This window comes from Pseudomonadota bacterium, assembly GCA_034660915.1.
GTDB lineage: Bacteria > Desulfobacterota > Anaeroferrophillalia > Anaeroferrophillales > Anaeroferrophillaceae > DQWO01.
Window position 1 is genome coordinate 63,712 of record JAYEKE010000079.1, and the last position, 16,927, is coordinate 80,638.

A 16,927-nucleotide genomic window follows, 5' to 3' on the forward strand; every position below is an offset into this window, starting at 1 on the left:
CGCCTGGGGACATTGCTTTAGCGCGCCCCACAACCGGCCATGGTCGGCCGGCGAGAATGAGCGAGAGCCATGCCGGAACATCCTTGGAAACGTCTTTCAGCCGTATTTAGAACAACTCAGAAAGTTGAAATAATAATCCCGTTTAGATTGGGGAGATGATGATGGAAAAAAGAGAGTTGATTCTTAATATCAATAATGAAATTCACCACCTGGAAGTATTTCCTCATGAAACGCTTCGGGAAGTATTGCGTGACCGCCTTGGCCTTACGGGAACCAAGGCGGCCTGTGATGACGGCAGCTGCGGCTCCTGTACGGTTTTGCTGGAAGGCCAGCCGGTGCGCTCCTGCCTGCTGCTGGCGGTTGAAGTTGAACACCAGCATATTATCACCATCGAAGGATTGGCTGAAGGCGAGAAGCTTCATCCCATGCAGCAGTCTTTTGTCGACCACCATGCCATTCAATGCGGGTTTTGCTCCCCGGGCATGATTTTAACCGGGGTGGCGGCGGTCGAAAACCAGGATAAACCGCTCAACCGGGATGAGATCCGTGAGGTTGTTTCCGGCAATCTTTGCCGCTGCACCGGCTATGCCAAAATTATTGATGCCATTGAGGATGTCTCAAAAAAACAGTAAGTATTAGGTGCTACTGCCAAAAAATGCAAACCAGAGCGATAAGCAGGCAGTGTATAATTTTTTCTATCTCGCGCCCGTTCGTTTCACTCACTCAAGACGCCAAGAGCGCCAAGAAAAACGATAGAAATATAGCAAATTGAATTCTTTGCATCTTTGCGGCTTTGCGCGAGAATTATAGTTACAAGAATTTGCCAATCTGCAAACCAGGCCGAATATTTGCAAAACATTGAGGGACCATATGGAAAAATATAAAATTCTGGGTAAAGGTATTCCCCGGATCGATACCCCGCCGAAAGCAACCGGTGAGGCACTTTTTACCGCGGATATCAGCCTGTCCAATATGCTGGTCGGCAAAGTCCTCCACAGTCCTCATGCTCATGCCCTGATTAAAAGTATTGACGTTTCAAAAGCCGCCGCATTGCCTGGTGTTCGGGCAGTGGCGACCCGGGAAGATTCTTTCGACGTTAAATGGGGAGTATTCAGCTATACCCGTGATCATCAACTGATTGCCGTTGATAAAGTTCGCTATATCGGTGAAGAGGTGGCGGCGGTAGCCGCCGATGATGAAGCGACAGCTTTGGAAGCCCTGAAACTGATTGATGTTGAATATGAACCGCTGCCGGCAGTTTTTGAAGCCGTGAAAGCCATGGCTGACGGGGCGCCTCTCATTCATGATGACCATCACCATAACATCAATATCCATGTCAATATCGATGTCGGCAACATAGACCAGGGATTTACCGACGCTCATTATGTGCGTGAAGACCGCTTTTCCGCCATCGGTGAAACCTATGGCATGCTAGAAACCTACGCGGTTATTGCTGATTACAAGGCCAGCAGCGGCAGCCTGGAAATCTGGATGCCCAATGCTTCTCCCCATACCAAGGCTAAGGCCCTTGCCAACCTGCTGAAACTGCCGCTCAACAAGGTCATGGTGCGTCGGACAAATGTCGGTGGGGCCCTGGGCGGCCGGTCCGACATTTTCCCACTCGATTTCATTACCGCGGTACTTTCCAAAAAGGCAAGGCGGCCGGTAAAGATTGTTTATTCCCGGGAAGAAAGTATGACCTGCACCCGCCAGGTCCACGATATGGTAGTTGATGTCAAGACCGGCGTTGACCGTGAAGGACGGATTCTGGCCCAGGATATTAAAGTAATTATGGGCGGCGGCGGTTATTCCAGTACCGGTCCGATCGCGGCCTCGGTGCCTTTTTTAGTCTGGGAAGAAACCTATCGTCTGCCCAGCGTTCGTTTAAACAGCTACCGGGTGTATACCAATCGGCCCATCCGCGGCATGTACCGTTGTCACGGCCGGGCTTTCCTCGGTGGTTTGGGAATGCAGCTTGATATGATCGCCCGTGATCTGGGGATTGATCCGGTTGAAATACGCCTGCGCAACGCCCTGAAAGCTGGTGAATATCAGGCGACTCGGTCAAAAATCTTTGGCTGTGGTCTTTCGGAAGCAATCAAAAATGCCGCCGATAAATCCGGCTGGGGACAAAAACGGGGAAAAATGCCCTATGGCCGGGGCATCGGCATGGGCGCCAACGGGATGATGTGTGGTTTTCCCATGGGTATTCGGGGTGGTTCAAGCGCGGTGATTAAATTCAATGAGGATGGCTATCCAACGATACTCAGTGGGGTGGTTGATAACGGTCAGGGTAATTATCATGCCATGGTCCAGATTTGTTCCGAGATTCTCGGGGTTCCAGTTGCCGATATCCATATAGTTGCCGCCGATACCGAAACCACCACCCTCGATGTGGGTGCTTATTCCCAGGCCGCGGTGCTGGTCAGTGGCAATGCGGTGAAAAATTGTGCCAATGATGCCAAGCGCCAGATTTTTGCCATTGCCTCCCTGATGCTCGACTGCGCGGCTAACGAATTGGACATTGTCGATAAAAAGATTTTTGTCAAGGATGAAGATGAACGCATGGTTCCCCTGCATAAAGTGATTCGTAAAGGGTTGTTGGATAACACCCCGGTAATCGGGCGTGGTTCCTATATGCCGGCGGTGGCCAATGACCGGGAATGGGTAAAACATCCGGTGGGACAACAGGCTGATACTTTCAGTTTCGGAGCCAATGTGGTGGAAGTGGAAGTGGATCCGGCTACCGGTGAAGTCAGTGTACTCCAGGCTACCGGTTTTCAGGATTGTGGCTTTCCCATCAATATCAAGGGGGTTGAAGGTCAATATGAAGGTTCAATTGCTTCCGGCGGGGTGGGAAGTTCCTTGCTGGAAGAACATCTCTGGGATGACGGCCGGGTATTGAATGCTGATTTCCTGGAATATAAGCTGCCGACGGCCATGGATGTTCCTGAAATATCAGCCAATGTGGTTATTACCAATGACCCCAAAGGTCCTTTCGGCGCCAAGGAAGCCGGTCTTTTCGGGTCCATGAACAGTTTTCAGGCCATTGGTAATGCTATCTATGACGCGGTTGGAGTCTGGGTGAATGAGTTTCCCATCACTCCGGATAAAGTTCTCAAGGCCCTGGAGGAGAAAAAGAAGCAGGAGGAAAGTGAAAAGATGTCCGGGCTTGGCTCATAGCCTGTCTGCCGACAGGCAGGCGGTATTGGCCGCCGAACGAATCACACGATGTGATTCGCGGCGGACGCGGGGACATTGCTTTAGCGCGCCCCACAGTCCGGCCTGTCTGCGTGCGGCACGCACAGGCAGGCCATGGCCGGCCGGCGAGAATGAGCGAGAGACATGCCGGGACATCCTCAAGAACAATTACTTATTATTTGAAGTAGGGCTGCCAAAGCGGACTTAAAACATTTTTTACGAGTTTATCATGACTAAGAAACCAAAAAAAATCGACCATATCTGTCTTGCCGTTCGTAATCTGGAGGCGGCGCGGAAAACATACGAAAACATCCTGGGGCTGGAACTGGACTGTACCTACGTGGCTGAAAGTGAAAAAATACATGTGGCCCGCTACTATATCGGCGAAGTGGCCCTGGAATTGATGGAGTCTACCTCTCCTGATGGCGAGGTGGCTAAATTCATCAAACGTCAGGGTGAAGGGGTTTTTCTGATTTCCTACCAGGTTGAAGACGTGGTGGAAAAGATGCGGGAACTGCGGGAACAGGGATATAACCTGATTGATGACCAACCCCGGGAGCTGTTTGGCAACCGGTATGCCTTTATTAATCCTCCAGATCAACTTTGTGGGGTGCTGACGGAAATTGTTGACGGGGAATTCATCCCGGATGAGAACGGAAATAAATAGATGAAAGTTCTGATTGCCAAACCCGGACTTGACGGCCATGACAAGGGGGCAAAGGTGGTTTGCCATACCTTGCGAGATGCTGGAATTGAAGTGATTTACACCGGCTTGCACAAATCGGTAGAAGAAATTGTCAGTGCCGCCATCCAGGAGGATGTAGACGCCATTGGCTTGAGCATTCTTTCCGGTGCTCATCTCTATTATGCTGAAAAGATTATTGACAACCTGAAAGCCAAGGATGCCGGTGACATTATTGTTTTTGTCGGTGGCGTTATCCCGGATCGGGATATGGAGAAATTGCGAAATCTGGGGGTTAAAGGTATTTTTCCCGGAGGATCTTCGCTGGACGCGACTGCGGATTTTCTGTGCCAGCATACTGGACAGAACTAAAGAAAAATAAAGGATATTCGACCACGAAGAACACGAAGGACACGAAGAAAAGCAGGAGAGGGTTGGAGAGCAAAGGAGATGATTGGTTGAATGCGGCCGGGGTTGGGAGGTACACAGAGAGTGCTAAAACAAACAAGAGGCAGCCAGTTGACAAAAGCCCCTTCGTGTTCTTCGTGTGCTTCGTGGTAAAAAGAAAAAAGGACTCTTAACCGGATATTTACCAAACAATCAAGTTATATAATGGTTTTTCCTGGCGTCTTGAGTAAGGAGATTAGTAAAGTATGGGAGTAGCAAAATACACCCGGGATGAGAAAGACCGGATTACCGGGGTTGAATATCAGTCCGGGATTAAAGTGAAAACGGTATACACCCCGGAAGATCTTGAAAAATGTGGTTTTGATTACCGGCAGGATCTGAATGATCCGGGGGAGTATCCTTTTACCCGCGGAATTCATTCCCAGGGATACCGCAGTCGGGCCTGGACCATGCGCCAGTATTCCGGTTTCGGCACCCCGGAGCAGACTAATGAACGATTTAAACTGCTGATTGCCAACGGCCAGAATGGTTTGAATGTCGCTTTTGATCTACCCACCCAGATGGGCCTTGATTCCGATGATCCGGCAGCCCAGGGCGAAGTGGGCAGGGTAGGGATGGCGGTTGATTCACTGCGGGATTTTGAGCTGGCTTTCAAAGATATTGCCCTTGATAAAATTGGTTCCGGCCTGACCATTAACGCCGTCGCCTCGATTATGATGGCCATGTACCAGGCGGTGGCGGAAAAGTATGGCTATCGGAAGGAAGTTATCAGCGCTACGCCGCAAAATGACATCCTCAAGGAAATTGTTGGCCGTGGTGCCTGGCTTTATCCACCCCGAGCCGGGGTCAAGCTGATCGGCGATACCATCGAATATTCGGTGAAGGAGCTGCCGAGATGCAATCCGGTCAGCATCTGCGGCTATCACCTGCGGGAATCGGGGGCGACGCCGGCCCAGGAAATAGCCTACGCCATCCAGATTGCCAATACCTATATTGATGAAGTTCTGCAGCGGGGCCTGGAGATTGATGATTTCGTCGGTCGTTTTTCCTTCAATATCAATATTTATGGCAATCTCTGGGAGACGGTGGCTAAATTCAGGGCGGCGAAAAAGATGTGGGCCCGGAATCTGGTTGAACGCTATGGGGCCGGCAAAAAGAATAAAAAAGTCCTTTTTTTCCGGGGTCTGTTTGGCGGCGGTGGTTCAGGCCTGACGAAACAGCAGCCCATGAATAATATCGTTCGCGGGGCGTATTACGGTTTGGCCGCCGCCCTCGGCGGTGCCCAGACGACGGCCCTTTGTTCCTATGATGAAGCCTATACCATTCCCACCCCCCAGTCAGCCTTGATTTCACTCAGAACCCTGCAGATGCTGATGGATGAAGTGGGCCTGCGGGATACGGTTGATCCCCTGGCCGGTTCCTATTTTATCGAAACCATTACCAAGGAAATGGAAGCCATGATTGAAAAGGAAATGGCTGAAATCGACAACTACGGCGGTATGCTGAAGGCGGTTGAAGATGGTTTTGTTCAGACGAAAATCGCCCGCCAGGAATATGAATTCCAAAAAGGCCTGGAAAATGGTGATTACGTAAAAATCGGGGTCAACAAACAGGTGATGGAAGAGGAAAAGCAGGAAGTTGAACTGCATGAATATGATGAGGAAATGGCAGCGATCAAAATCAAAGGCCTGCAGGAGTTGAAAAATGAGCGGGATAACCAGGCCGTGCGTCATAATCTGCTCCGCCTGGAAGAAACCTGCCGGAATGGGAAGAATGTCATGCCGGTTCTGGTGGAATGTTGTAAAAGTTATGCCACCGTCGGCGAAATGGCCGGGGTTTACAAAAATATATATGGCCTGTTTAAAGAGCCGAATATTTTCAAATAATGAATCTGTTCTCAGAGCTGTCCCGGCATGGTTCTCGCTCATTTTCGCCGGCCGTCCATGGCCGGTTGTGGGGCGCGCTAAAGCAATGTCCCCGCGGGCGCCGCGAATTACATCCATGTGATTCATTCGGCGGCCAATCCCGCCTGCCTGTCGGCAGACAGGCTATGAACCAAGTCCGGACATCCAGGGTAATTGTTAGATAAATATGATAAAACGTTTCTTCATGGTGAAAAAATAAAGAGGCAGCAGATGAAATTCAAGATCGGCATTGATGTGGGGGGAACATTTACCGACTTTCTGCTCACCGGAGAAGATGGTTCAACCGAGATTTATAAAGTTCTCTCCACTCCCGATGATCCTTCCATTGCCACTATGCGGGGAATCAATGAGATGGCTGGCAGTCGCAATATCTCGATTAAGGATTTCCTCCGGGATGTTACCACCATTGTCCACGGAACCACCGTAACTACTAATGCCGTCCTGACCTATACCGGTGTAAAAACCGGATTGCTGACTACCGAGGGAACCCGGGATGCCCTGGAAATGAGGCGTGGAATCCGGGAAGAACAGTACAATAATCGTTATCCCAATGCCCGGCCGGTGGTGGAGCGCTACTTGCGTTTGCCGGTTTCCGAGCGTCTGGATTACCGGGGTGAGGTATTAACGTCTCTTGATCAGGACGATCTTAAGGAAAAAATTGAATACTTGAAAAAGGAAAAGGTGGAAGCCCTGGCCATCTGTTTCATGAATTCATTTGCCAACGACTGCCATGAACAGGCTGCGGCCGTTATGGCCAGAGAGTTGCTGCCGGATTGCTATATCACGGTATCCGCGGAGCTTCTGCCTTCGATCCGTTTTTACGACCGGATCAGTACCACCGCCCTCAATTCCTATATTGGTCCCATTCTCAAACGCTATCTCGAAGCTTTAATCGCCAAGTTGAAAAAAGAGGATTTTCAGGGCATCCTGTTGATCATGGCTTCCAACGGGGGAGTGGTTTCGCCGCCGCAGGCAATGGAAAAAGCTGCCCTGACCCTGCTTTCCGGCCCGGCCGGGGGTCCGGTAGCCGGGGTTTTTTATGCCGGGGTTCAAAAGTATGATGATTGCATCACTGTTGATATGGGGGGCACCAGCTTTGATGCCGCGGTGATCAAGAATAAAAAACCTTCAACCACCACCGTGGGAGAAATTAATCGTCTGCGGACGGCACTGCCGATGCTGAATGTGGTTACCATCGGGGCCGGCGGCGGCAGCATCGGCTGGATTGATGAGGGTGGCCTTTTGCGCATGGGACCCCAGAGTGCCGGTTCTAAGCCCGGTCCTGTCTGTTATGGCCTGGGAGGTACGGAACCCACCTGTACCGATGCCGATTTGCTGCTTGGTTATTTGGAACCGGGTTTTTTCGCCGGCGGCCGGATTAACCTGGAGAAGGATAAAGCCGAAAGGGCGATTCTGGAAAAGATTGCCCAGCCGCTGGGATATGATGTTATTGAAGCCGCAGCGGGGATGTATAATATTATCAATGTCAATATGGCAGCGGCTGTGCGTGAAGTGGCGGTCAAAGAGGGTGCTGATCCCCGTGATTTTCCTATGGTGGTTGCCGGGGGCGCCGGTCCCAATCACTCCTGCATGATTGCCCGTGAGCTGGAAATACCCTCAATGATTATCCCCCGGGAATCATCCATTTTCTGTGCCGCCGGCATGCTCATGTCTGATTTGCAGCATGACTTGGTCAAAAGTTATATTACCCGGCTTGATCAGGCAGATCCGACACTCTGGCGGCGTTATTTCCAGGAAATGACCGATTCAGGACGGCAGTTGCTGGCGGCTGAGGGTATCCCTGAGGAAAAAATTCGTTTCATCTATTCACTGGATTTACGTTACCTGCGCCAATATCACGAAGTGAATGTGGAAATCAGCGAAAATGATTTTGAAAATGGCGACTGGAATGCAATTTCCGCCAAATTCCATCCGGTTCACAATCGGTTGTATGGCTACTCCCTGGAGGAGGAGCATACTCCGGTTGAGTTGATTAACCTGCGCTTGATTGCTATTGGTGTTACCGAGAAGCCGGCTTTTAATTCAGTCCCTTTTGCCGGGGAAAGTCCGGAAAAGGCTTTCAAGAAGCAGCGTGAAGTTTATCTCCCCAGCGAGAGGAACTTTCGGCCGCTCAATGTGTATGATGCCCTTAAGCTGGAATACGGTAATCGGGTGCAGGGACCGGCGATCTTGGAGCAGGTTAACACCACCGCTTTTATTACCCCGGAATATGATGTGGTGGTTGATCGCTATGGCAGTTACTGCGTCTATGCCCGGGAACTGGAAAATGAAATTGTCAAACGGATCATGTCAACCTGATAAGCAGGGTTCGATGAAAAAATTATTTTTGGGGATGTTCCGGCATGGCTCTCGCTCATTCTCGCTGCACATCGTGTGCAGCTCCGAGGTGCCCGCCGCGAATCACCAATGTGGGACAGTTTTGAAAACTGTCCCGAATGATTCGTTCGGCGGTCAATGCCGCCTGCCTGTCGGCAGACAGGCTATGAGCCAAGCCCGAACATCCTGACGGAGTAAGAAATAATGGAGTCACAAACCATCGATAAAGTACTGGTTTCAATCCTCAGGCGAAGGTTCAAAGCCATAACTGATGAGATGAGCATCGCCCTGGAGAAAACGACGCGTTCACCCATCCTCTGTGAAGCCAAGGATTTTGTTACCGGTCTTTATGATGCCGAAGGAAAGATGCTGGAGCAGACGGAAAACCTGCCTATCCTGGCCTTCTCCTTGGCTCCGGTCTGCAAATATATCATTAACTACTTTGGTGATGAAATCTATCCGGGCGATGTCATTTTTCACAATGATGTCTTTTCCATGGGCAACCAGAATAACGACGTAGCGGTTTTTAAACCGATATTTTTCCAGGACACCCTGGTCGGCTGGTCGGCCTGCAAAGGGCACCAGGCAGATATCGGCGGCGCGGTCCAGGGCGGCTACAATCCCAACGCTACCGAGGTCTGGCAGGAAGCCTTAAGAATTCCGCCAGTAAAAGTGTATGAACGGGGCAAGCTAAGGAAAGATGTCTGGGACCTGATTTTTGCCAATATCCGCCTGCCCATTGTTGCCGAAGATATGAAGGCCGAAATCGGCAGTTGCGTGGTTGGTGAACGGGGTCTGCTGGGGATCATGGGAAGGTATGGCATTGATGTCTTTGAACGTCATAAAGAATATCTTTTTGCAGCCACGGAAAAAATGATGCGGGCCGAAATCAGCACGATTCCCGCAGGTCTTTACCAGGGGGAAAGTACGGTTTTCTACGATGGCAAAAACCCCGGATCAAAATATCAAATCCGGGTTGCAATCACGGTGAAAAAAGATAGTATTGCCTTTGATTACAGTGCTACTGATCCCCAGACTCCCGGTTTTGTCAATGGTACATTTACTTCCAGTGCTTCGGCCACCATCCTGACTTTTTTGCAGATGGTCAATCCCGATATTCCGCATAATGACGGCATGGTCCGGCCCATAGAGATTATTATTCCCGAAGGTACCATCCTCAATGCCCGTTATCCGGCAGCAACCACCTATGGCAATCATCTCTGTCCCAATAATGCCGATGCCATCATGCGGGCCCTTGGCCCCGTTATTCCCGACCGGGTTACCGCCGAGTGGGGCGAGTTGCTGTGCGCCCTGACCACCGGTATTGATCCCCGGAAGATGGAAGCCTATGTAGATATTGGCTTCATGGGGCTGAAAGGCGGTTCCGGGGCGATCAAAGGCTGTGACGGCTATGATCATATCGGCATGATTGACGCCTCAGGAGGGATCCTGGACCAGGACTACGAAATGTTTGAACAGCAGACTCCTCATTTGTTGCTGGAACATGAATACTGGTGTGATTCCGCCGGCGCCGGAGAATGGCGTGGCGGCCTGGGGGTGCAGACCCGTTTTGTAATTGGCAGTGATAATACCCGGGTAGTTACCTTCGGCGACGGTGATATTGAACCGGCATTCGGGGTTCATGGTGGTAAACCGGGAACTCTCAATATTATCAAGCTGATTTATCCCGGGGATAAAGTTTATACGGCAACAACGAAAGACCTGATTGAAAACGTGCCTAAGGGGACGGTTTTCTTCCAGCAGGCCGGCGGAGGTGGTGGTTACGGTGAGCCGTATGGCCGTTCGCCGGATAAAGTTTTTCAGGATGTCAGAAATGGGGTGTTGTCCCCGGAACAGGCTCGAACACTCTATGGGGTGGCCGTGGATATGAAAGATATGACTGTTGATCAGGCGGAAACCGAAAAGTTACGGGCCGGTTCAAGAATATGAGAGGAAAGTATAACTCAACTTTCTTAAGTTGCTCTAAAAACAGCTAGAATGTGGGGACACCGCTAAAGCAATGTCCCCGATTGTCCGCCGCGAATCACAATGTGGGACAGTTTTTAAAACTGTCCCAACCCAGGCGGCCAATACCGCCTGCCTGTGCGTGCCGCACGCAGACAGGCTATGAGCCAAGCCCGAACATCCGGCACAGTATATCCCTGGCAATAAAAATCAAAAAGTTGAGCTGTAAACCGTAAACCTTATACCGTACACCCTGCACCGCTTACCATAGGAGTTGTCATAAATGCCTTTAAAAAGATTTCCCCCGAAAGTTGAAAGCTTAGCAGAATTAGAGGCTCTCCAGCTTAAAGGTCTGCAATGGACCGTGCAGCATACCTATAGGAATTCGCCTTTTTATAAAGCCCGGCTTGATCAGGCCGGGGTTAAACCGGATGACATCAAATCATTGGCGGACTTGAGCCGGTTACCCTTTACCACTGCTGATGATTTTCGCCTGGGTTATCCTTACCCCATGATTTCGGTCAGCCACGAAGAGATTGTCAGAATTCATGCATCTTCTGGAACTACCGGCAAGCGCAAGGTTGTCTGTTACACCCAGAAAGATATTGATGACTGGCTGGATATGTTTGCCCGCTGTTATGAGATGGCCGGCCTGTCCCGCAGCGACAAGGTGCAGATCTGTGTCGGTTATGGTGTCTGGACTGCCGGGGCGGGTTTCCAGTTGGGCTGTGAGCGTTTCGGGGCCATGACGATTCCTTCCGGGCCGGGAAATCTGGAAATGCAGATGACCTTTTTGCAGGATTTCGGCACCACAGTTTTGTGCTGTACGGCTTCCATGGCCCTGTTGGTCGCCCAGGAAGTGAATAAACGTGGGCTGCGTGATAAACTGCAGCTGAAGAAAATCATCGCCGGTTCGGAAAGAACCAGTGGCGCCATGAAAAAAAAGATCATGGAATTACTGGGGGTCAAGGAATATTATGATATTCCCGGTTTGACCGAAGTTTATGGACCTGGTACCGGTTTGAGCTGTCAATGCAGTGAAAATATTCATTACTGGGCTGATTATTACATCCTGGAAATCCTCGACCCCGAGACCCTGGAACCGGTGGCTCCCGGCGAAGTGGGGGAGATGGTGTATACCACCCTGGGGAAGGAAGCAGCACCGCTGATTCGCTATCGTTCCAGAGATCTGAGCAGGTTGGTGCCGGAGCCATGCCCTTGTGGTTGTATCCTTCCTCGTCATTCGCCGATTTTAGGACGCAGTGACGATATGTTTGTCATCCGTGGAGTCAATGTATATCCCAGCAAACTGGATACTATTCTTTCCTCCATTGATAATATAGGCAGTGAATACCAGGTGATCCTTGAACGGCGGAATGACGGCAAGGATTATTTGCTCCTCAAAGTGGAAAGGGCGGAAGGGGTGGCTGAAAGCCTGGATGAGGAAAGTAGCAGAAATATTTATTCCCGGATTCGGACTGAAGTAATGGTGAACCCTATCATCCAGATTGCCGCCTACGATGAACTTCCACGCAGTGAACGAAAAACTAAACGCATTTTCGACAATCGGGAAATATAGCATGGAGCAGCATTTTACCTACCTGCGTGCTGGATCGATCACTGAAGCATTGGAACTCAAAGAACAGCACGGAGAACAGGCTCGATTTCTCTCCGGCGGTACGGATATCCTGCTGTTGATAAAAAAAGGGATTATTTCTCCCCGGCTGCTGATTTCCCTCAGAGGCATTGAAGAACTGAAAGGTGTTCGTAAAAACAATGGTCAGGTGATCATCGGCAGTGGGACAACCTTGAGAACTCTGGAGAAATCAAAACTGATTGCTGATAGTTTTCCCGCCCTCCATGATGCTGTCAGCCAAATGGCTTCGGTGCAGATTCGCAATGTCGCCACCCTGGGAGGTAACATTATCAATGCTTCCCCGGGGGCTGACTGCGCCGCGCCATTACTGATTTATCGGGCGATGGTGACATTGGTCAACCGCCAAGGCAAGGAACGCGGTGTGCCCCTGGAAAGTTTTTTTACCGGTTTCAAACGTATTGATCTTAAACCAGATGAAATAGTCAAAGAATTTATTATCGAGATGCCGCCGACAGGCGCCGGTTCAGCTTATCTGAAGTTCATGAAGCGTAACGCCATGGACCTTGCCCATGTGGGAGTAGGAATTTATTTATTTATTGGTGGAAACGGCCATTGCGAACAGGCTTTGATAGGCCTGGCAACGGTGGCGCCAACACCCATCCGGGCGCAGCCAGCGGAAAAATATTTGCAGGGCCGGGTGATTGATCAGGATTCACTGTCCGCGGCAGCCGAGATTGCCGTTGGTTCAATCAGTCCTATTGATGATTTTCGCGGTCGGGCCTGGCATAAAACCGAGATTGTCAAAACCTATATCCGCCGGGCCGGACTGCTGGCCCTGAGCCGGATTGAAAAATAATTAACTCAACTTTCTGAGTTATTCTAAAATCACCTGTCTGCCGCCAGGCAGGGCTGAAAAAATTTCAAGGATGTTCCGGCATGGCTCTCGCTCATTCTCGCCGGCCGTCCATGGCCAGCTTCCGAGGCGTCCGCCGCGAATCACATCGTGTGATTCGTTCGGCGGCCAATACCGCTATGAGCCAAGCCCGAACATCCTGCTAATATGTCCCTGGCAATGCAAGTCAGAAAGTTGAGTAAAAAACTTGGAGGCTTTATTCATGCAGCAAATTTCTTTTATTTTGAACGGTGATCACGTCGATGCCTGGGTGGCCGGCCATGAAATGCTTCTTGATGTTCTGCGCGATCATTTCGGTCTGACTGGAGCCAAGGAAGGCTGCGGCATGGGTGAATGCGGCGCCTGTACGGTAATTGTTGACGAGCTGAGTATCGACAGCTGCCTCTTTCCGGTGATGGAAGTCGAGGGACGCCGGGTTGAAACCGTAGAAGGTCTGACGTTGCCAGGAGGAGACATGCATCCGCTGCAGCAGGCTTTCCTCGAACATGGAGCTTCCCAGTGTGGTTTCTGCACCCCGGGAATGGTTATGTCGGCCAAGGCTTTTATTGACGATCAGCAGCAAAGTGGGGAGAAAGCAACAGAGGAAGTTATCAAACATGAAATGGCCGGTAATCTTTGTCGCTGTACCGGTTACTACCAGATCATCGAGGCGGTCAAATCACTGGTGAATAAGTAGTGTTCATTAAGTAGGGTATTCCATGCAGACATATAATTTTATCGGTAAACGGATTCAAAAACAGGACGCCCCGGACAAATTAATGGGGCGGGCGGCTTTTATCAACGAAATCACTCTGCCCGGTATGCTTTACGGAAAGATTAAGCGCAGTGATCACGCCCACGCAATCATAAAAAATATTGATATCAGCAAGGCTGAACAGCTGCCGGGAGTCAAGGCGGTATTAACCGGGGAAAACAATCCGGCCGGGGATTTTCGCATCGGTTTTATCCAGGATAATCCTCCCATCAAGCATGGTAAGGTACGCCAGTTTCGGGATGAAGTGGCAGCGGTTGCCGCTGTTGATCCTGAGATTGCCGCCGAGGCCTGTGAATTGATCGAAGTCGAATATAAGCCGCTGCCAGGGGTTTTTGATCCTTTTGATGCCCAGCGTCAGGGAGCCCCGCTGATTCATGAATGTGATTTCAAGGGCAACCCCATCAAAAGCAATCGTCTGCCGGTCAACTGGCAGATAAAAGATGGAGATCTTGATTATTTCAAGCAGAAATCCCGCTATATAGTCGAAAATACCTACCGTACCGGCTGGGCTCACCACTGCTGCATGGGCACCACCGGCATCGTCGCTGATTTTGATGGCCGCCATAATCTTACCGTCCATCTGCCTACCCAGATACCCTATCTGGTACAGAATGACCTGCATCATCTGATGGCGGCCATGGGCCTCAAAGACAAAAATATCCGGGTGAAGTCGCCCACCATCGGCGGAGCCTTCGGAAATAAACTTGATATGCACTGCTATGAATACATTGCCGTGCTCCTGGCCAGGATGGCGGGTCGGCCGGTGAAGATCATGTTTGATCGGGAAGAGGAATTTATCGGCATGGCCCCCCGCCAGCCAACCGTTATTACCATAACTCAGGGTTGTGATGAAAACGGCCACCTGACTTTCCGGGAGGCCCTGGCGGTACTTGATAATGGTGCTTATACCTCATGGGGGGCTACGGTGCCATCGGTTATGTATGTGCCCATGACTTCGTTGTACCGGGTACCGGCGGTGGATTTTCAGGCCTACTGTGTTTATACCAATAATATTTACAGCCAGGCATTTCGGGGTTATGGCAATCCTCAGGCTACCTTTGCCATTGAAAGCAACCTGGATGAACTGGCGAAAGAAGCCGGCATTGATCCGCTGGAAATGCGCTTGCTGAATATGAATGAAGCAAATCAGACCAGTCCCATGGGCCTGAAAGTTTCCTCCTGCGGACTGGGCGAATGTTTTCAGGCAGTACAAAAAAAGCTTGACTGGGATAAACCCCGGAAGCCGAACCGTGGTCTGGGGCTGGCGGCCCTGATTCATGTGGGTGGGGCGGCCAGGATTTATAAATCGGATGGTCATGGGATGATCCTCAAAATGGACGATTTTGGCAAAGTGTCCATCCTTACCGGGGCGGCTGAGATCGGCCAGGGATCCGAAACCTCCATTGCCCAGACGGTGGCTGAAATTCTTGGTATTCATCCTGATGATGTTACCGTCATCCGTCATGATACCGCCGTCTGTCCCTGGGATGTGGGAACCCATGCCAGCCGTCAGATGTTTCTCTCCTGCAAGGCGGCGATTATCTGCGCCAGTCAGGCCAGGGATAAGATTCTTTCATATGCTGCCAGCTACATGGAACATGAAGTTTCACAGAAAAATCGGGATAATAAGGATTTTGACCGTCAATGGCTGCCGCTGCTGGAAAATTCGGCAAACCTTGCTATTGATAACCGGAACATCTACCTCAAAGATCAGCCCCAAAACAAGGATTACCGGGTTCCCATCGACGTCATTCTTCGCCGAGCTCATTATCGGGGAAACAAACACGGAGAAATGGTTATCACCCAGACATTTTACGAGCCGGATACCGAAATGATGGATCCAAAAACCTCCAAAGGCAATATCTCTGAGACTTATGCTTTTGCCGTCCACGGGGTCGAAGTGGAAGTTGATCCTGAAACCGGCAAGGTTGAGATTATCAATTATGTGGCCGCCCATGACAGCGGTCGGGTTTTGAATCCCATGCTCTTTGAGGGGCAGGTCTATGGTGGGATTATGCAGGGAGTAGGGTATGCCCTGCATGAAGAAATGATCTTGGATCAGGGCCGCATCCTTAATCCTGATTTCCTGGATTATCGGATTCCAACGATGATGGATGCCTTTCCCCTGAAAATTTTGGCGGTAGAAACCGACGATCCCCATGGACCATTCGGCGGCAAGGGAATAGGGGAGGTCGGGGTCATTCCCGTGGCTCCGGCCATCGCCAATGCCATTCAGGACGCGGCCGGCATCCGGCTCCGGGATTTGCCCATGAACTGTGAAAAAGTGCTGGCGGCGATAATCCGGTAAAGTCTCATCACCTGCTAAGGTTTTAACCAGTTTTCCACTGTCAATTCCGGAATTCTGGAAAATTCTCTCTCATTTGCGGTAACAACAATCAGGTCGGTGCTCAAGGCGTGAGCGGCAATAAACAAGTCGTTACCACCTATGGGGGTACCTGCTTTTTCCAGATTCAACCTGAGTTCAGCATATTTAAATTCAACTCCTGAATCAAGGGGTAGCACGGTTATTGTATCAAGTAACTGGTTGACCTTGGCAGTTAATATCGGTGAACCCTTTTTTGATGCCCCATAGCGCAATTCACAAGCGACAATAATGTTTGAACAACACATCTTATCGCTATCCAGACTTGAAATCTTCTGTGATACGACTCCTGCAGGCTGTTTGATCAACTCTGACAAGATATTGGTATCCAACAGGTAGAGGTGGGAGCTCATTTAAAAAATCTCCTCCTCTTCAACCGGATAATCAGCTACTTCCGGGAAATCTTCCACCAACGGTTCCCAACTTGCCAACAATTCCAGCAATGTAATTTTTTTTGCCGGAGCAATGATGAGACGATCTCCGTCTTTGTAAATTATGGCGTCTTTTCCTTTTAATTCAAATTCTTTCGGGATACGTACGGCCTGGTTGCTGCCGTTTTTGAATAACCGAACATGTCTATGTGCCTGTACCATGATTACCTCCCAATGAATATAAGCATATACTTTAAACATATGCCAATATTTCTTATTTGTCAAATTCTTTAGGGATAGTCTGGAATTCCGATATAAGGATTAAATTTTTTTGCTTTTTTTTTTAAAAAATCGTCAAGGATAGGGGACGTTCAAGCAAGGATAGGGGACG

The 16,927-nt window shown here is 50.2% G+C and carries 16 protein-coding genes; 13 read left to right on the forward strand and 3 right to left on the reverse strand.

Features of this window, described 5'->3' with window-relative positions; genetic code table 11:
- Window positions 1-155 precede the first annotated feature (155 nt).
- Together U9P07_04765 and U9P07_04770 are read left to right on the forward strand one after the other, a co-directional pair.
- A complete protein-coding gene (locus tag U9P07_04765) occupies window positions 156-632 on the forward strand; it encodes a (2Fe-2S)-binding protein (GenBank protein MEA2108713.1) in 477 nt (158 codons plus the stop codon).
- A gap of 238 nt (window positions 633-870) precedes the next feature.
- The gene (locus U9P07_04770; GenBank protein MEA2108714.1) at window positions 871-3,183 is read left to right on the forward strand and encodes a xanthine dehydrogenase family protein molybdopterin-binding subunit; all 2,313 of its coding nucleotides are present in this window, start codon (window positions 871-873) and stop codon (window positions 3,181-3,183) included.
- Here the strand turns inward: U9P07_04770 and U9P07_04775 are convergent.
- Window positions 3,178-3,357 (reverse strand): hypothetical protein, encoded by a 180-nt coding sequence (locus U9P07_04775; protein MEA2108715.1) that lies wholly within the window; start codon window positions 3,355-3,357, stop codon window positions 3,178-3,180. The two genes, U9P07_04770 and U9P07_04775, sit on opposite strands and share 6 nt — an antisense overlap.
- 73 nt (window positions 3,358-3,430) lie before the next feature.
- Between U9P07_04775 and U9P07_04780 the strand changes: the two genes are divergently transcribed.
- The 11 genes from U9P07_04780 to U9P07_04830 all read left to right on the forward strand — a co-directional run bounded on the left by U9P07_04780 (window position 3,431) and on the right by U9P07_04830 (window position 16,090).
- Window positions 3,431-3,868: a VOC family protein gene (locus U9P07_04780; GenBank protein MEA2108716.1), complete on the forward strand. Its 438-nt coding sequence runs from the start codon at window positions 3,431-3,433 to the stop codon at window positions 3,866-3,868.
- A complete protein-coding gene (locus U9P07_04785) occupies window positions 3,869-4,255 on the forward strand; it encodes a cobalamin B12-binding domain-containing protein (GenBank protein ID MEA2108717.1) in 387 nt (128 codons plus the stop codon).
- A gap of 281 nt (window positions 4,256-4,536) precedes the next feature.
- Window positions 4,537-6,177, forward strand: a complete 1,641-nt coding sequence (locus U9P07_04790; protein ID MEA2108718.1) for a methylmalonyl-CoA mutase family protein — start codon at window positions 4,537-4,539, stop codon at window positions 6,175-6,177.
- A 249-nt stretch (window positions 6,178-6,426) separates the two neighbouring features.
- Window positions 6,427-8,535: a hydantoinase/oxoprolinase family protein gene (locus U9P07_04795; protein ID MEA2108719.1), complete on the forward strand. Its 2,109-nt coding sequence runs from the start codon at window positions 6,427-6,429 to the stop codon at window positions 8,533-8,535.
- Between the two features lie 13 nt (window positions 8,536-8,548).
- Window positions 8,549-8,743, forward strand: a complete 195-nt coding sequence (locus U9P07_04800; protein MEA2108720.1) for a hypothetical protein — start codon at window positions 8,549-8,551, stop codon at window positions 8,741-8,743.
- Window positions 8,744-8,757: 14 nt separating this feature from the next.
- The gene (locus U9P07_04805; GenBank protein ID MEA2108721.1) at window positions 8,758-10,503 is read left to right on the forward strand and encodes a hydantoinase B/oxoprolinase family protein; all 1,746 of its coding nucleotides are present in this window, start codon (window positions 8,758-8,760) and stop codon (window positions 10,501-10,503) included.
- A gap of 298 nt (window positions 10,504-10,801) precedes the next feature.
- Window positions 10,802-12,097, forward strand: a complete 1,296-nt coding sequence (locus U9P07_04810; protein ID MEA2108722.1) for a phenylacetate--CoA ligase — start codon at window positions 10,802-10,804, stop codon at window positions 12,095-12,097.
- A gap of 1 nt (window position 12,098) precedes the next feature.
- Entirely contained in the window at window positions 12,099-12,971 is an 873-nt protein-coding gene (locus U9P07_04815) for a xanthine dehydrogenase family protein subunit M (GenBank protein ID MEA2108723.1), read from the forward strand.
- Window positions 12,972-13,051: 80 nt separating this feature from the next.
- Window positions 13,052-13,174 (forward strand): hypothetical protein, encoded by a 123-nt coding sequence (locus tag U9P07_04820; GenBank protein ID MEA2108724.1) that lies wholly within the window; start codon window positions 13,052-13,054, stop codon window positions 13,172-13,174.
- 56 nt (window positions 13,175-13,230) lie between these two features.
- Window positions 13,231-13,704, forward strand: coding sequence for a (2Fe-2S)-binding protein (locus U9P07_04825; protein MEA2108725.1), 474 nt, complete (start codon window positions 13,231-13,233; stop codon window positions 13,702-13,704).
- Between the two features lie 22 nt (window positions 13,705-13,726).
- Window positions 13,727-16,090: a xanthine dehydrogenase family protein molybdopterin-binding subunit gene (locus U9P07_04830; protein ID MEA2108726.1), complete on the forward strand. Its 2,364-nt coding sequence runs from the start codon at window positions 13,727-13,729 to the stop codon at window positions 16,088-16,090.
- A 14-nt stretch (window positions 16,091-16,104) separates the two neighbouring features.
- Here the strand turns inward: U9P07_04830 and U9P07_04835 are convergent, their stop codons facing one another.
- The gene (locus U9P07_04835; protein ID MEA2108727.1) at window positions 16,105-16,518 is read right to left on the reverse strand and encodes a type II toxin-antitoxin system VapC family toxin; all 414 of its coding nucleotides are present in this window, start codon (window positions 16,516-16,518) and stop codon (window positions 16,105-16,107) included.
- Window positions 16,519-16,758 (reverse strand): AbrB/MazE/SpoVT family DNA-binding domain-containing protein, encoded by a 240-nt coding sequence (locus U9P07_04840; GenBank protein MEA2108728.1) that lies wholly within the window; start codon window positions 16,756-16,758, stop codon window positions 16,519-16,521.
- Window positions 16,759-16,927: the final 169 nt, after the last annotated feature.

Coding starts and splice junctions, on each gene's coding strand:
- U9P07_04805 (MEA2108721.1), top strand. CDS start 8,758: ATGGAGTCACAAACCATCGATAAAGTACTGGTTTCAATCCTCAGGCGA.
- U9P07_04815 (MEA2108723.1), top strand. CDS start 12,099: ATGGAGCAGCATTTTACCTACCTGCGTGCTGGATCGATCACTGAAGCA.
- U9P07_04785 (MEA2108717.1), top strand. CDS start 3,869: ATGAAAGTTCTGATTGCCAAACCCGGACTTGACGGCCATGACAAGGGG.
- U9P07_04840 (MEA2108728.1), bottom strand. CDS start 16,758: ATGGTACAGGCACATAGACATGTTCGGTTATTCAAAAACGGCAGCAAC.
- U9P07_04775 (MEA2108715.1), bottom strand. CDS start 3,357: ATGTCCCGGCATGTCTCTCGCTCATTCTCGCCGGCCGGCCATGGCCTG.
- U9P07_04780 (MEA2108716.1), top strand. CDS start 3,431: ATGACTAAGAAACCAAAAAAAATCGACCATATCTGTCTTGCCGTTCGT.
- U9P07_04810 (MEA2108722.1), top strand. CDS start 10,802: ATGCCTTTAAAAAGATTTCCCCCGAAAGTTGAAAGCTTAGCAGAATTA.
- U9P07_04770 (MEA2108714.1), top strand. CDS start 871: ATGGAAAAATATAAAATTCTGGGTAAAGGTATTCCCCGGATCGATACC.
- U9P07_04835 (MEA2108727.1), bottom strand. CDS start 16,518: ATGAGCTCCCACCTCTACCTGTTGGATACCAATATCTTGTCAGAGTTG.
- U9P07_04765 (MEA2108713.1), top strand. CDS start 156: ATGATGATGGAAAAAAGAGAGTTGATTCTTAATATCAATAATGAAATT.
- U9P07_04795 (MEA2108719.1), top strand. CDS start 6,427: ATGAAATTCAAGATCGGCATTGATGTGGGGGGAACATTTACCGACTTT.
- U9P07_04830 (MEA2108726.1), top strand. CDS start 13,727: ATGCAGACATATAATTTTATCGGTAAACGGATTCAAAAACAGGACGCC.
- U9P07_04790 (MEA2108718.1), top strand. CDS start 4,537: ATGGGAGTAGCAAAATACACCCGGGATGAGAAAGACCGGATTACCGGG.
- U9P07_04825 (MEA2108725.1), top strand. CDS start 13,231: ATGCAGCAAATTTCTTTTATTTTGAACGGTGATCACGTCGATGCCTGG.
- U9P07_04800 (MEA2108720.1), top strand. CDS start 8,549: ATGAAAAAATTATTTTTGGGGATGTTCCGGCATGGCTCTCGCTCATTC.
- U9P07_04820 (MEA2108724.1), top strand. CDS start 13,052: ATGGCTCTCGCTCATTCTCGCCGGCCGTCCATGGCCAGCTTCCGAGGC.